The sequence below is a fragment of the Paraburkholderia sp. BL6669N2 genome (assembly GCF_003387275.1).
Taxonomy (GTDB): Bacteria; Pseudomonadota; Gammaproteobacteria; order Burkholderiales; family Burkholderiaceae; genus Paraburkholderia.
This window is the reverse complement of sequence record NZ_QUNA01000002.1, coordinates 3,786,575-3,801,737: the sequence shown is the minus strand read 5'-3', so window position 1 is coordinate 3,801,737 and position 15,163 is coordinate 3,786,575. Positions and strand designations below refer to the sequence as shown.

Here is a 15,163-nt window from a genome sequence, read left to right as displayed (position 1 = left end):
GCGAGTGAGCGCTCCGAGTTCATCGATCAGACAAGAGAGCGGGAAACGGTCAGCGGCACTCATTGCTAGCGACCTGCATCCCGTGCGGCGACGGTTAAGGAGACGATATGATCCAGGACACACAACAAGGCACGCATGCTGCGATGCGCACGCGAGCGGTGACGGCCGCGGCCGTCGGCACCGCGCTCGAGTGGTTCGACTTCACGCTTTACGGCGCATTGGCCGCCACGGTTTTACCCAAGCTGTTTTTCCCGTCGATGGATTCGACCTCCGCCCTGCTCGCCTCGCTTGCGACCTTCGGCGTGGGACTGGCGGCGCGGCCGCTCGGCGCGATCATCTGCGGCCATTTGGGCGACAAGCTCGGGCGACGTAACCTCATGCTCGGCACCGTCACGGTGATGGGCCTCGCCTCGATGCTGATGGGCCTGCTGCCGACCTACGCGAGCATCGGCGTCTGGGCGCCGGTCCTGCTGGTGCTGTTGCGCATTCTGCAAGGCTTCGCGCTGGGCGGCGAGTCGACCGGCGCGCAATTGATGGCGATCGAACACGCCAGCGCCGACCGGCGCGGCAAGTACTCCGGGCTGCTAGGTCTGTGCTCGCCGCTCAGTCAGATCATGGCCAACGGCGTGCTGCTTCTGCTGTCATCCACGATGTCGGCGCAGGCATTCGACTCGTACGGCTGGCGCATTCCTTTCATACTGAGCTTCATCCTGGTGGTGGTCGGCGTGTATATCCGCTTGCGAGTCAGCGAGACGCCCGCCTTCGTCGCGCTGCGTAAAACGGAAGTCGCACGCGTGGGCAGCCCGCTGCGCGATGCATTGCGGCTGCACTGGAGAACCGTGCTGCGCTGGATGCTGTTCTTCTGCGGACCCGCGGCGATCTTCTACCTGATCGTGGTGTTCTCGCTCAGCTACATCACGAAGACCCTCGCCATTCCTAAACAAACTGGCTTTCTGCTGCTGATGGGCGCAAATGTCTGCGCGATCGTCGGGGCGCTTGCCGGCGGCATGCTGAGCGACAAGATCGGCCGCAAGAAGGCGCTTGCGATCGGTTCAATCGCAACCTTGCTGATGCTCTTCGTGTACTTCCAGATTCTCGATACCAAAAGCTTTGTGCCGATGCTCGCGGCGATGGGCTTCTTCCTCGGCTTCACGCAGTTTCAAAGCGGAATTCAGCCGGTCGCGTTCGCCGAAGCGTTTCCGACCAATGTGCGCTACTCCGGCTCCGCGCTCGCCTATACCGGCGCGAATCTGGTGGCGGGCGGTCCGATGCCGGTGCTGGCGGTGTGGCTCTTCTCCGTGTGCAACGGCTCGCCGTGGGGCGTCGTCGCCGTGTGCGTGGTCTTCAACGTGATTTCGCTCGTGATGATCCTGACAGCGCGCGAAACCCTCGGCATCGACATGAACCGCACCGACTCGACGGCGGCCGTCACGGGCGAAGCGGAATTCGCGACGGCGAGTGTGAGCAACAGCCACCGCACGTAATACGCGCGGCGCTGCGGCGTCGCGCTGAATCACCAAAAATTTGCAAACAGGCGATCGAACAATGACTGAACTCGTATATGTACTGAATGGCTCGAACCTCAACATGCTCGGCAAGCGTGAGCCGCATCTGTATGGGACGACTACTCTGGCGCAAATCCAGCAGCAAGTGGAGGCGCTCGCGGTCCGGCTGGAGCTTCAATGCGAGTTCCGCCAGACCAACAGCGAGGCCACCATGGTCGACTGGCTACAGGAAGCGTTCGAGCGCGATGCCGCGGTGATCATCAACCCGGCGGGTTTTTCGTTCGCGTCGGTGCCGGTGTTCGACGCGGTCAAGCTGATCGAGCGACCGTTGATCGAACTGCACATCACCAACATCCACAAGCGCGACGAAACCTATCGCCATTCGCTGATTTCGCGCGCGGCCACCGGCGTGATTTGCGGACTCGGCGCGAACGGCTATCTCGTCGCGCTGCAGGCAATGGCGATGGCGCTCGGCAAAAGTCCGAGTTTCGCCTGACGCCGAGACGGCATCATGCGTGGGGCCGCCCGGCCCGCGCGTGACTCAAGCGCCTCTTGCCGTCTCATCCACTCGCCATGCCGTGCCGCCCGCGCACGGCATTTTTCTGTCCTGACGTCCCAGCGAATAGTTTTGATTAAGGGGAAACCCGTATAATCCCCTGCAAGAGGTCAGACAACTAGAGGACACCGTCGTCAAGACCCTGACCCGCGCCGGCCGCGCAGCGCCCGCCTTGAAACGCCTTGCCCTCAGATCCGTGAATCCGACCGCCACTGCCCTGCCGTTCCGCAACGCCCTATTCGCCATGCTCGGCATCGGCCTCGTCAACATGCTGGTCGCACTCGATCAGACGGTCGTCAGCACCGCGCTGCCTTCAATCGTCGCCGAGTTGCATGGCTTCGAGTACTACGCGTGGATCGCCAGTGCGTATCTGCTGGCTTCGGTGGTCACCGTGCCGGTATTCGGGCGGCTCGGCGACTACTTCGGCCGCAAGCGCTTCGTCATCGCCGCGGTGATCACGTTCACGGTGGCGTCGGTGCTCTGCGGCGTCGCGAACGACATGCTCTTTCTCGTGATCGCACGCGGCTTGCAAGGCGTCGGCGGCGGGATGATGGTGGGCACCGCGTTCGCCTCGATTCCCGATCTGTTTCCCGATCCGCGCGCGCGAGTGCGCTGGCAAGTGGTGATGGCCGCCGCGTACGGCATCGGCACCGCGGCGGGACCGTCGCTCGGCGGCTGGATGAGCGAACACTGGGGCTGGCGCTCCACCTTTCTGATCAATCTGCCGGTCGGTGCGGCGGCGCTGTATTTCATCTGGGCACATCTGCCGGCCTTCCGGCGTCCGCATGAAGGCGAAGTCAAAATCGACTGGCTCGGTGCGGCGCTGGTCGCGGCGGTGCTCGGCGGCCTGCAGGCCTTTATCGAAGCCGTGCCGAAGAACGGCCTGACCGCCGGCAATCTCACGCTGGCCGCTTGCGTGATCGTGGGCGCGATCGCGCTACTGATCTGCGAAAAGCGCGCCACCCACCCGATCATTCCGCTCGACCTGTTCAACGACCCGCAACTCGTCACGCTCTTTACGCTCGGCATGCTGTCCGGCTTCGTGATGTTCTCGCTGATTTTCTTCGCGCCGCTGCTGCTGCAAGGCGGCTTCGGATTGTCGCCGCAACAGGCCGGTCTGCTGGCGACGCCCATCGCCGCCTGTATCGCGCTCGGCAGTCTGCTGAATACGCGCATCGTGATTCACATGAAGAAGCCCACGCAAATTTTGTCGATCGGTTTTGCGCTGCTGCTGTTCGCCGCCATCGCGCTGGCGTTTGCGAATCCGGACACACCGCACGTCTGGATCGAATTGCCGATGGCCGCAGTCGGCATCGGCCTCGGCTTCATCCTCAACAATCTGAATGTGTTCGGCCAGGAAATTGCCGGACGCGAGCGCTTCGGCATCACGACCGCGCTGCTGCAATCCACGCGCATGGTGGGCGGGATGCTCGGCACGAGCATTGTCGCGACGGTGGTGCAGCATCATTACCGCGACGTGGTCACGCGCACGATGAGCGTGATCGGCGAGCCGGCCGCGTCGCAATGGCGGCCTCGCTTCGTCGACCTGCGCATTCTCATCGATGAAGCGTCGCGTCTGAAGCTGATCGCGGATATGAAGCCATCCGGGCTCAATACGCTCGCGTTGATCGACACGGCGCGCGATGCGCTGGTGCAGTCGATTCACATCGGCGTGTGGCTGACGGCGGTCGCTGCGTTGGCGGCCGCGTTGCTGGTGCAGCGGATCTCTCACGTGGTATTTCGCAAGAGTTGAAGGCGGCGACGGGTCTCGGCGCAGACCGCGTGGAGACCCTATCGGTCGCCGTCATTGCGGGAGAATCTCAGCGGTCGGTTCGAACCGTCGAGACAAACGCCGCGCGAAGATCGCGGCGTTGTATTGGCGCAAATCCAGCGTCCGCTTACTGCGCGCCGAGCTTTTTGATCAGCGCATCGAGTTGCGCGATTTCTTCTTCCGTCAAATCGGTCAGCGGTGCGCGTACCGGTCCGGCGTCGTGGCCTACCAGTTTCGCGCCCGCCTTCACAATGCTCACCGCGTAACCCGCGCGACGATTCCGGATTGCCAGATACGGCAAAAAGAACTCGTCGAGCAGCCTGCCTTGCGTTGCATGATCGTTGGCGGCGACCGCGCGGTAAAACTCCATCGCCGTCTTCGGAATGAAGTTAAACACCGCCGATGAATACACCGGCACACCCAGCGCCTTATACGCCGCCGCATAAACTTCCGCGGTCGGCAGGCCGCCGAGATACGAGAAACGGTCGCCGAGGCGCCGGCGAATCGTTACCATCGCTTCGATTTCACCCACGCCATCCTTGAAGCCAATCAGGTTCGGACAGCGGTCCGCAAGACGTTCGAGCATGTCCGCGTTCAGCTTCGAATTCGCCCGGTTGTAGACGATCACGCCGATGTTCGGCACGGCCTTGCACACCTGCTCGACGTGCGCCGCGATGCCTTCCTGTGAGGCTTCGGTCAGATAATGCGGCATCAGCAGCACGCCGCTTGCGCCAAGACGTTCGGCTTCCTGAGCGTAGTCGATCGCGACGCGCGTCGGGCCGCCCGCGCCCGCGAGAATCGGCACCTTGCCCCGGCAGGTGTCGGTCGCCGTGCGGATCACGTTGATGTAATCGGCTTTCGTCAGCGAAAAGAATTCGCCCGTGCCGCCCGCAGCGAACAACGCAGTCGCACCGTAGGGCGCGAGCCATTCGAGGCGCGCAGCATACGTGTCGGCGCGAAACTCGCCGTGGGCGTCGAAGTCGGTCACGGGAAAGGACAGCAGCCCTTCGGAAACGATGGTTTTGAGTTCTTGAGGTGAAGTCATGGCGTGTATGGCGTGTATAGCGTTCAAGGCGTCTGGCGTGGTGGGCGCGCGCGGTGATTCGCGCCGCCACACGAATCATCGATTGGATTAGCGCACCAGGCACGGACGCTTGTTATCGAACTTCCAGTTCGGAATCAGGTATTGCATGGCCACGCCGTCGTCGCGCGCGCCCAGGCCGTGCTGCTGATAAAGCGCGTGCGCCTTTTCGATCTCGTCCATGTCGAGTTCGATACCGAGCCCCGCGGCCTGCGGCACCTTGACCTTGCCGCCGACAATCCGCAGCGGCTCTCGCGTCAGACGCTGGCCATCCTGCCAGATCCAGTGCGTGTCGATCGCGGTGATCTTGCCGGGCGCGGCGGCCGCCACGTGCGTGAACATCGCGAGCGAAATGTCGAAGTGATTATTCGAGTGCGAGCCCCACGTGAGGCCCCAGTCGTTGCACATCTGCGCGACGCGCACCGAGCCCTGCATGGTCCAGAAATGCGGATCGGCCAGCGGAATATCCACGGAGTGCAACTGGATCGCGTGACCCATCTGGCGCCAGTCGGTCGCGATCATGTTGGTCGCCGTCGGCAAGCCCGTCGCGCGGCGGAATTCGGCCATCACTTCGCGGCCTGAATAACCGTTTTCCGCGCCGCACGGATCTTCCGCGTAGGCGAGCACGTCGTGCTGATCGCGGCACAGGCGCACCGCTTCGGCGAGCGACCAGGCGCCGTTCGGGTCCAGCGTGACGCGGGCTTTCGGGAAACGTTCGGCGAGCGCGGTGACGGCTTCGATCTCGGCGTCGCCCGACAGCACGCCGCCTTTGAGCTTGAAGTCGTTGAAGCCGTAGCGCGCTTGCGCGGCTTCGGCCAGACGCACCACAGCCTCGGGCGTCATGGCTTCTTCGGTACGCACGCGCTCCCAGTCGTCGCGGCCTTCGGCGCCGCTCGCATATTCCAGATCGGTTTTCTTGCGGTCGCCGATATAGAACAGATAGCCGAGCATTTCCACTTCGTCTCGTTGCTGGCCTTCGCCGAGCAATGCGGCGACGGGCACGCCGAGATGCTGACCGAGCAGATCGAGCAGCGCGGCTTCGAGCGCGGTCACCGCGTGAATGGTGGTACGCAGATCGAAGGTCTGCAAACCGCGGCCGCCGGCGTCGCGGTCGGCGAATTGCGTGCGCGCCTTGTTCAGGACCGCTTGCAGATTGCCGATCGACTGACCGACGACGAGTGGACGCGCGTCGTCGATAGTCTTGCGGATACTCTCGCCGCCCGGCACTTCACCGACACCGGTGTGCCCCGCGCTGTCGCGCAGAATGACGATATTGCGCGTGAAGAACGGGCCGTGCGCGCCGCTCAGATTGAGCAACATGCTGTCGCGCCCGGCAACGGGCACGACACGCAGTTCAGTGACGACCGGCGTAGCGTTCGATTCGGAAGGTTTCGTGGACATGAGGTTGGACCCGATGAGTTAGTGAGCCGGGCGGCGGAAATCGAGGCGCTTTGCGAGCGCGCTCGATAGCGGCACCGGACGGAAACTGGCAATGACGTGACGCATACTGGGCGGCTCTGTCAATCAGTGTAGTCAGTGAGTTTTATGCTGGAGCGATTCCGGCAGCGCGGCGTGATTCACGCGCCGGTTGCGCGCGAGGAAACCGGCCGCCGCCGCGATCAACGAAGCCACCGCGAGGCCGTACAGGCCGCCGGTAATCGAACCGGTGTGCTGCTGCAGATAACCGAATGCCGCCGGCGCGAAGAACCCGCCGAGATTGCCCACCGAGTTGATCAGCGCGATCACCGCCGCGGCCACGCGGGCGTCCAGATAACCCTGCGGGATCGGCCAGAACAGCGAAGCCGCCGCCTTGAAGCCGATCGCCGAGAAACAGATCGCCACGAAGGACAGCACCGGATCACCTGAAGTCGAAGCGAACAGCCCACACGCTGCGATGACGAGCGCCACGGCGAGCCACGCTTGCTGGAAGCGCCATTTCGCCGACAACAACGCGAAACAGTACATCGCGAACATGGCGATAAGCCACGGAATCGCGTTGAGCATGCCGACTTCGAAGTCGGACAGGCCGCCTATTTTGCGGATGATCGTCGGCAGCCAGAAGGTGGCCGCGTAGATGGTCAATTGAATCGCGAAATACAGGAAGCAGAACAGCAGAATCTGCGGATCCTTGAGCAGTTTCAAGGCCGGCAGATGCGCGCCGCCATGCGCCTCGCGCTCGGCCTGCTCCGCCGCGATCGAAGTTTGCAACACATGCTGCTCTTCGGCCGTGAGCCACGAGGCATCGCGAATTCGCGACTTCAGCAGCGTCCAACTCACCGCGCACAATACGATCGAAAAACCGCCTTCGACGAGAAACATCCATTGCCAGCCGTGCAAACCGAAGCCGCGAATGGACAGCAGGCTGCCGGTGATCGGACCGGACAACACTGAAGCAAGCGCGGAGCCGCCAAGAAAAACCGCTACCGCCTTGCCGCGTTCTTTCTGCGGCAGCCATTGCGTGAAGTAAAAGACCACGCCGGGAAAGAAGCCGGCTTCGGCAACGCCGAGCAGAAAGCGCAACACATAGAACGAGGTGTCGTTCCAGACGAACGCCATCGCCGCCGCGACCAGCCCCCACGTGCCCATGATGCGGGTGAGCCACGCGCGCGCGCCGTACTTCTGCATCAACACGTTCGACGGCACCTCGAACAGCGCATAGCCGATAAAGAACAGACCGCTGCCGAGGCCGTAAGCCGCGGCGCCGATACCGAGATCGGTCTGCATGTGCGAATTGACGAAGCCGATGTTCACGCGGTCAATGTAGTTCGCGATGAACATGATCAGAAACAGCGGCAGCACGTGCCGCTTGACCTTGGAGACCGCTGATTCGAGCGGATCGGCGGCGGTGGTGAGAGCAGACGTCAAGATTGTCTCCAGTTTCGGCCGCTCAGGCGGCCTGATCGAGCGCAACACGGCGCGTTCAGGAGCGCTGAGTCGCGCGCCAAACGCGTGATACGTTGTCTGACGACAGTCTACCGTGATTGCCTCATGCTTTCCAATGCCGTGTTTACCCTGCAATCACGCCGTTTAGGCCGCTCCCAAGCGGAACGTGGCCTTGAGCAGAAAAGGAGATAACATTAAATAGGACGTCCGACCTCCTTTGAGATTAGCGTGCTGTCTGGTGCGCACGCCGCAGTGGAACCTCGTCCCCGCAAACCATCGTCAACGCGAGAATCAAATCGTTCTCGTCCGGACAAACGCTATGATGGCTATACCGAGCGTCACACGTCGCGACTCGCACGCGCAACGTGCGCATTTCCAGCCGAACAATCAACCAGCCACAGAAATGAGCAGCCTAACTGAGAAGGTGGTGGCCACCCTTTCCGATGAAATCCGCCGCGGCGCCCTGAGGCCGGGCGACCGTATTCCCACCGAAGTCGCGATGATGAAGCAGCTCTCGGTGAGCCGTTCCGTGGTGCGTGAGGCGATTTCGCGCCTGCAGGCGGCCAAGGTGGTCGAAACGCGTCACGGCATCGGCACCTTCGTGCTGGAGCCGGCCACGGAAAAAACCATGCAGTTGCCCGCCGCCGATCTCTCCAGCATGCTGGACGTGATGGCGATCATCGAATTCCGCATCGATGTCGAGGCCGCCTCCGCCGCACTCGCCGCGGCACGCCGCACCGATCAGCATCTCAAGCAGATGCGCGCCGCGCTGGAGCGTTTCGAGTCCGAACTCGAGCGCGGCAGCACGGATACGCTCGCGCACGACATCGAGTTTCATTTGCAGATCGCACGCGCGAGCGGCAATCGCTATTTCTTCGACGTGCTCAGCCAGCTTGGCCGCGCGGTGAGTCCTCGCACGCGTCTGGGCTCAGCGGAGATCGCGGAACTCGACCATATCGAGCATTTGCGCAACGTGCTCAGCGAGCATCAGATGATCTATCGCGCGATAGAACGGCAAGACCCGGACGACGCACGCGCCGCCATGCGCATGCACCTGAGCAATAGCCGCGAACGGCTACGCCGCGCGCACGAGTTGAGCCAGGCGAGCGGCTGATTCGCCTTTAAGCCGGCGGCTCTCTGCCGCCTTTCATCCTCATGAAAAATACAATCGTACTGGTTTAAATACCAACCGGACGGCAAGGTGCGAGCCGATACGAATTGCAAGCAACTCGCCACGTTCATCGTGTCGTCGATGCAAGGCGCGTTTCTGCTCGCCAAAGCGCAGCGCGATCCGGCGCCGGTCGTCAATCTGAAGGAAGTGCTGTTTTGGAGCTGCGGACGAAAACTTGGACTACCTGGAGGTAGTTCATGTACTCGTACGAAGACCGCATGCGAGCGGTCCGGCTTTATTTGAAGTTGGGTAAGCGCGTCGGGGCGACCATCCGACAGCTGGGTTATCCGACCAAGAATTCTCTGAAATCGTGGCATCTCGAATACGAGCGATGTCATGATTTGCGGACCGGCTATGTTCGTTCCAGGCCGGTATATTCGGCCGAACGGAAGAAGGTGGCCGTCGATCATTACTTAGGCCAGGGCCGTTGTGCTGCTGCAACCTTGAGGGCGTTGGGATATCCCAGTCGCGGGACGCTCGCCGCCTGGATCGAAGAACTGCATCCCGAAATCGGAAAACGCATTGTCGGCAGAGCAACTGGCAGCATTCCGAAATCGCCGGCGGTGAAGCAGGCGGCAGTCATCGAACTGTGCACCAGAGAGGAAAGCGCGCGCCTGCTTGCGCAGAAAGCAGGCGTGAGCAGGCCGACGCTTTACAATTGGAAGAACCAGCTACTCGGTCGTGAAGCCCCAGCATCCATGAAACGCCAGAAGAAGCCAGCGCCTGACAGTGAGCGTGCGAAACTGGAACAGCAGGTCGAATCGCTTCGACGCGACGTCCGGCAACTGCAGCTCGAGCACGACATCCTGAAGAAGGCGAACGAACTGATAAAAAAAGGAATGGGCATCGTCCCGCAACTCCTGAGCAACCGGGAGAAGACGATGCTGGTTGATGTCCTGAAAAACACCTACACGTTGTCAGAGCTTTTAGCCGTATTGGGGCTAGCTCGCAGTTCCTACTTCTATCATCGTGCGCGTCTGCTCGTGGCCGACAAGTATGCTGGCGCTCGCCGAGTCATCGCAGACATCTTTGAAGTCAATCACCGGTGTTATGGCTATCGCCGGATACGCGCTGCACTGGGCAGGCAGAAGGTCGTTATCTCGGAGAAAGTGGTGCGACGTTTGATGAGGCAGGATGGGCTGACCGCTGCCACAGCAAGACGACGTCGCTACCGCTCCTACGGCGGAGAAATAAGCCCTGCGCCGGAGAACATCATCAATCGTGACTTCCGCGCAGGAGCCCCGAACGAGAAGTGGCTCACCGACATTACCGAATTCCAGATCCCGGCCGGCAAGGTGTATCTGTCTCCGTTGATCGACTGCTTCGATGGACTGGTGGTGAGCTGGACAATCGGCACGCGGCCGGATGCCGAACTTGTAAATACCATGCTTGATGAGGGCATCAAGACGGTAGCCAACAGTAATAAACGGCCTGTGGTCCACTCTGATCGCGGGGCGCACTATCGCTGGCCTGGATGGCTCGCACGCATACGTGATGCCAAACTAGTTCGCTCGATGTCACGCAAAGGATGCTCACCCGATAACGCGGCCTGCGAAGGCTTCTTCGGGCGGCTCAAAACGGAGTGGTTCCATTCCCGTGATTGGCGGACTACGACCGTCGAGCAATTCATTGAGGTACTTGACTCCTACATACGCTGGTATAACGCGAAGCGGATCAAGGTCTCGCTAGGCGCTCTCAGCCCGCTCGAATACCGGGAGAGCCTGGGAATCGCAGCATAAACCAGTCCAAGTATTTAGCCGCACCCCCTTTCCAGCGTTTTTTCAGCGGGCCTGACAAGGAGCTTCCCATGACGCAGCCCGATCAGCCAGATCGTCTTGCCGCAGCCACGGTGCGCGTACCCGCGCAGACCGTGAACGGCGAGAGCGGCGCTTCGCCCGGCGCGATGGATCGCTTCGGCTCGCTCAACGTGTTCGTGCGCGCCGCCGAAACCCGCAGCTTCACTGAAGCGGGACGCCAGTTGGGCATTTCGCCGTCGGCGGTGGGCAAGGCGATCTCGCGGCTCGAAGGACGCCTCGGCGTGCGCCTCTTTCACCGCAGCACACGCAGCATTGCGCTGACGCCCGAGGGCGCGACCTTTCTGACGCGCTGCCAGCGCATCATCGGAGAAATCGAGGCGGCCGAGATCGAACTGGCGCTCGCCAATGCCGCGCCGCGCGGACTGCTGCGCGTCAGCATGCCGATGGTCAGCACGTTGATGATGCCGGTGATCGCGGCTTTCATGAAGACGTACCCGGACATCGTGCTCGATATCGACTTCTCGGACCGCATGGTCGATGTGATCGAAGAAGGTTTCGATGTCGTGACCCGCACCGGCGACGCGATCGACTCCACGCTCGTCACGCGCACGATGGGCACGTACCGGCATGTGATCGTCGGATCGCCCGCCTACTTCGCGCAGCGCGGCATACCCAGCGAGCCCGGGCAACTGCGCGAGCACGCGTGCCTGCAACATCGTTTCCCCACTACCAACAAACTGCGGCGCTGGCCGTTGATGCGCGACGGCGAGTTGCTGAACATCGACCTTCCGACCACGGCCATCGCCACCGCCGTCGAGCCCTTGACCATGCTTGCCGAACAGGACCTGGGGCTAGCCTGCGTGCCGGACTTCACGATACGCGCGCAGCTCGCGGGAGGCACGCTGGTTGCCGTGCTGCAAACGTACACGGATACCCCGACTGTGTTTCGCGCGCTGTGGCCTTCCGGCCGTCAAATCTCGCCTAAAGCGCGAGTCTTCGTCGATTATCTGAGCGAGCATCTGTTTCCGGTTTCCGCAGCGGCGGCGCGAGCGCGTGGCGCTGGCCGCGCTTGAATGTGAATGAAGCCTGTCGGCGCCCGGGCGCTTTCAAACGCGTACCGCCCCGCGCGAAAAAGCCGGCGTATTCAGCAATATACTGAGCACACCGGCTTCTACAAGACATCCTGCTTCGCGCCTTCAGCGAGCTTATGCGCTCACGGCCTCTTCCTCATAAAACGGATAGTCCGTATAGCCCACTTCCGTGCCGCCGAAGAACGTCGGCCGATCGTACGCATTGAGCGGCAGATTACGGCGCAAGCGTTCCGGCAGATCCGGGTTGGCGATAAAGTCGCGACCGAATGCGACGAGGTCGGCGTCGCCGTCGACGAGGATCGCTTCCGCCGAATCGCGCTTGAAACCACCCGCGGCGATGATCGTCCCCGCATAGTGCTTGCGGATCGTCTGCGCGGCGACCGGATCCGGATTGCGGCTCTCATCTTCGACATTGCCGGCGATGCGCGGCTCGATCAGATGCAGATACGCGAGATCGAGCTTCGCCAGTCCGGCCGCGACGTAGCTGAAAAGGCCGACCGGATCGCTGTCCGACATATCGCCCCACGAACCGCTCGGCCCGAGACGCACGGCAACTTTGTCGCTGCCCCACACGGAAATCACGGCGCGGGTCGCTTCCATCAAAAGGCGCGCGCGATTTTCGAACGAACCGCCGTAGATATCCGTGCGCTTGTTGCTGCCGTCCTGCAGGAACTGGTCGAACAGATAGCCGTTCGCCGCATGCAATTCGACACCGTCGAAGCCCGCCTTCACGCCACGTTCAGCCGCCGCGCGGAAACTCTCCACAATGCCGGCGATCTCGTCGATCTCCAGTGCGCGATTCGGCGTGTTGGGAATCCAGCCGGCCGTGATGTAAGCGACGCCGCCATGCAGTACTTCCGACGGGCCCACCGGACGCCGCCCTTGCGGCTGCAACTCAGCGTTCGACTGACGTCCCGCGTGATAGAGCTGCAGGAAGATCTTGCCGCCCTTCGCGTGCACCGCGTCGGTGACTTCGCGCCAGCCGGCGATCTGGCTGTCGTCGTAAAGGCCGGGCGCGCCGAGGTAGCCGTTGCCTTCAACGGCGGCAATGGTCGCTTCGCCGATCAGCAACGCGCCGGCTGTCGTGCGCTGCGCGTAATACTCGGCCATCAGGCGGCCAGGGCGCACGCCGTCTTCGGCACGCATGCGGGTCAGCGGTGCGAGCACCACGCGGTGCGCGAATTCATAAGGTCCTACTTTGACCGACGTAAAGAGCTTGCTCATGATGTTTTCTCTCTCGATGTGATCCGGTGAATGATTGCCGCCGAGCGTTGCGAACGCTGTCTGGCGTTGATTGACAATCTATAGGCGCGGATCATCGAGAAAAACGGGCCGCGGCTCCGAAGACTTGGGAGCCTGCAGTCCGCAATGCGCCGAAACCCTTGTGCCTGCTGGACTGCACACCCGTTACCGATTGTTTCGATGGCGCGGCAACTGTGTTTCAACAGCGCGCCGGGTGCTTGTCGAGCATGTGCTTCAGGCTCGCGTGACGTGTGCCGAACGTCGTGATTACGAGCAGGCTGAGCACCGTGAGCAAGCCGCCGAAGTGCATCGTCGAGGCGATGCTGAAGTAATCGACCACCGTGCCGCTCGCAAGCGAGCCGAGCGCGATCGAGGCGGTGCCGCCCTGGGAAGAAGCGGACGCCTGAGGCAGTCGCAAACGTATCAGCGCACTACGAGGCAGGCGCTTCGACATCGAGATCCATCAACGCCGAACTGAGCGACTTGCCGTGCGCATCGAGTGCGAGCGAACGCGTTACACCGCCGCCGAGCGCATTGCCGAGCACGAAGTTAAACGCTGCAATGGTGGGCAGTTCATGGCGCACCACGTCGCCCTGCACGACATCGCGCAGGTGCGCCTTCACGCGTTCCGGCGTCAGTACCGCGCGTAGATGTTCGTAATGCTTCGCGTCGTAACAGATCACCGAGATGTTCAACGTATTGCCTTTGTCGCCGGTGCGCGAATGAGCCAGTTCACGTAATTTCATCTCACGCCTCCAGCATCGAGAATGCCGGCGTCACATGCTCGCGCGACAGCAAAACCGATTGCACCGCGACGACTTCGCGCGCCGACTTCGTGACGCCGCCTCCGCCTGCCGGACCGTTGGTGTAAAGCGTCTCCACCTCGTTACCGAGTTGCACGGCCTGAGCGAGCGAGGCCGTGCGCCCCGCCACTCGCGCTCGTACCTCGTACGGCTCGGCGTAACCGGCAGCTGCGGTTTCGCCATGCAATGCGTTCACGCCGATCAGATCGAAGCGCAATTCACGCGTCTCCACGCCGGTCAACACGAGCCGTTCCCGCACGATATCAAGTGCGAGCCGCGCACGCGCCAACGCGCCCGGACCGCCATAGGAAATTTGACCTTCGCCGATATAGCCATCGAAATAAGCAACCGACACTTTCAGCGTATCCGTACGCGGCGTGCCTCGCCCGCCGCTCACGCGAACGCGATCCGGCGCTTCCTGCGCGACGCGAACCTGGGAGAAATCCGCGACCACGTCCGGTTGCAGATAGCGCTGCGGATCGTGAATCTCGTACAGCAGTTGTTCCTTGCACGTCGCTTCAGTGACGCGTCCGCCGGCTTGCGCGAGTTTGGTGATGACCACGGCGCCGTCCTGCCCGACTTCGGCAATCGGAAAGCCGAGTCTCGCGAGGTCAGGAACATCCTTGAAGCCCGGGTCCGCGAAATAGCCGCCGGTGATTTGCCCCGCGCATTCGAGCAGATGGCCGATCACCGTCGCCTGGCCGAGCGTCTGCCAGTCGTCCATACGCCAGCCGAATTCGTGAATCAGCGGCGCGACGAACAGCGAAGGATCGGCCACGCGTCCGGTCAACACGATCTGCGCACCGGCCGCGAGCGCATCGACGATCGCGCTCGCGCCGAGATACGCGTTCGCGGACACGAGCCGCTCCTTGTAGTCCGCGACACGTTCTCCGGATTCCACGAAACTGAAATCGCCCTGACTCACCACGTCGAGCACGTCGTCACCGGTGACGGCGGCAATCTTCACGTCGCCGAGACCGAGCGAGCGCGCGATTTCCGCGGTCTTGCGCGCCGCCGCGAGCGGATTCGCGGCACCCATGTTCGAAATGATCCGCACGCCGTTGCGCAACGCGGCCGGCAACACCGCCTTCATGCGCGTTTCGAGCAACGGGTCGTAGCCGAGCTCGGGGTCCTTGCTGCGCGCCTGTTGCGCGATCGCGATCGTCCGCTCCGCGAGGCACTCGAAGACGAGGTAATCGAGCGCGCCGTGTTCCGCCAGTTCGACCGCCGGTTCGATGCGATCGCCGGAATAACCCGCGCCCGCGCCGATACGCACGGTCCGTTGAAATTGAGTGGCTGTCAT

General features: G+C 62.3%; 14 protein-coding genes. 7 read left to right on the top strand and 7 right to left on the bottom strand.

Features of this window, described 5'->3' with window-relative positions:
- The first annotated feature begins 107 nt into the window (after positions 1–107).
- From B0G80_RS39565 to B0G80_RS39555, 3 genes are all read left to right on the top strand, one after another.
- Entirely contained in the window at positions 108–1,484 is a 1,377-nt protein-coding gene (locus B0G80_RS39565) for an MFS transporter (protein ID WP_116123016.1), read from the top strand.
- 61 nt (positions 1,485–1,545) lie between these two features.
- On the top strand, positions 1,546–2,001 hold the full coding sequence (locus B0G80_RS39560; RefSeq protein ID WP_106278604.1) for a type II 3-dehydroquinate dehydratase: 456 nt from the start codon (positions 1,546–1,548) through the stop codon (positions 1,999–2,001).
- A 304-nt stretch (positions 2,002–2,305) separates the two neighbouring features.
- Positions 2,306–3,814: an MFS transporter gene (locus B0G80_RS39555; RefSeq protein ID WP_116123911.1), complete on the top strand. Its 1,509-nt coding sequence runs from the start codon at positions 2,306–2,308 to the stop codon at positions 3,812–3,814.
- Positions 3,815–3,959: 145 nt separating this feature from the next.
- Here B0G80_RS39555 and kdgD read toward each other — a convergent pair whose 3' ends face one another.
- The 3 genes from kdgD to B0G80_RS39540 all read right to left on the bottom strand — a co-directional run bounded on the left by kdgD (position 3,960) and on the right by B0G80_RS39540 (position 7,778).
- Entirely contained in the window at positions 3,960–4,877 is a 918-nt protein-coding gene (kdgD, locus tag B0G80_RS39550; RefSeq protein WP_116123015.1) for a 5-dehydro-4-deoxyglucarate dehydratase, read from the bottom strand.
- Between the two features lie 87 nt (positions 4,878–4,964).
- Positions 4,965–6,314 (bottom strand): glucarate dehydratase, encoded by a 1,350-nt coding sequence (gene gudD / locus B0G80_RS39545; RefSeq protein ID WP_106278608.1) that lies wholly within the window; start codon positions 6,312–6,314, stop codon positions 4,965–4,967.
- 132 nt (positions 6,315–6,446) lie between these two features.
- Positions 6,447–7,778: an MFS transporter gene (locus B0G80_RS39540; protein ID WP_116123014.1), complete on the bottom strand. Its 1,332-nt coding sequence runs from the start codon at positions 7,776–7,778 to the stop codon at positions 6,447–6,449.
- 421 nt (positions 7,779–8,199) lie between these two features.
- On the opposite strand from B0G80_RS39540, the gene B0G80_RS39535 reads away from it, so the two are divergent.
- From B0G80_RS39535 to B0G80_RS39520, 4 genes are all read left to right on the top strand, one after another.
- Positions 8,200–8,910 carry a FadR/GntR family transcriptional regulator gene (locus B0G80_RS39535; RefSeq protein WP_116123910.1) on the top strand — a complete coding sequence of 237 codons (711 nt, stop codon included), beginning with the start codon at positions 8,200–8,202 and terminating at the stop codon, positions 8,908–8,910.
- Positions 8,911–8,997: 87 nt separating this feature from the next.
- A complete protein-coding gene (locus tag B0G80_RS48340) occupies positions 8,998–9,210 on the top strand; it encodes a hypothetical protein (RefSeq protein ID WP_408969136.1) in 213 nt (70 codons plus the stop codon).
- Positions 9,165–10,706, top strand: a complete 1,542-nt coding sequence (locus B0G80_RS39525) for an IS3 family transposase (protein WP_116116775.1) — start codon at positions 9,165–9,167, stop codon at positions 10,704–10,706. The genes B0G80_RS48340 and B0G80_RS39525 overlap by 46 nt, the downstream gene beginning before the upstream one ends.
- A gap of 68 nt (positions 10,707–10,774) precedes the next feature.
- Positions 10,775–11,797 carry a LysR family transcriptional regulator gene (locus B0G80_RS39520; protein ID WP_408969134.1) on the top strand — a complete coding sequence of 341 codons (1,023 nt, stop codon included), beginning with the start codon at positions 10,775–10,777 and terminating at the stop codon, positions 11,795–11,797.
- 132 nt (positions 11,798–11,929) lie between these two features.
- On the opposite strand, the gene B0G80_RS39515 is transcribed toward B0G80_RS39520, so the two are convergent.
- From B0G80_RS39515 to B0G80_RS39500, 4 genes are all read right to left on the bottom strand, one after another.
- Positions 11,930–13,039, bottom strand: a complete 1,110-nt coding sequence (locus tag B0G80_RS39515; RefSeq protein ID WP_116123013.1) for an alkene reductase — start codon at positions 13,037–13,039, stop codon at positions 11,930–11,932.
- A 217-nt stretch (positions 13,040–13,256) separates the two neighbouring features.
- The gene (locus B0G80_RS39510; RefSeq protein ID WP_220377515.1) at positions 13,257–13,511 is read right to left on the bottom strand and encodes a hypothetical protein; all 255 of its coding nucleotides are present in this window, start codon (positions 13,509–13,511) and stop codon (positions 13,257–13,259) included.
- Positions 13,489–13,803, bottom strand: a complete 315-nt coding sequence (locus B0G80_RS39505; RefSeq protein WP_116123012.1) for a hypothetical protein — start codon at positions 13,801–13,803, stop codon at positions 13,489–13,491. Before B0G80_RS39505 ends, B0G80_RS39510 begins: the two co-directional genes overlap by 23 nt.
- Position 13,804: 1 nt before the next feature.
- Complete coding sequence (locus B0G80_RS39500) at positions 13,805–15,163, bottom strand: acyclic terpene utilization AtuA family protein (protein ID WP_116123011.1); 1,359 nt, start codon at positions 15,161–15,163, stop codon at positions 13,805–13,807.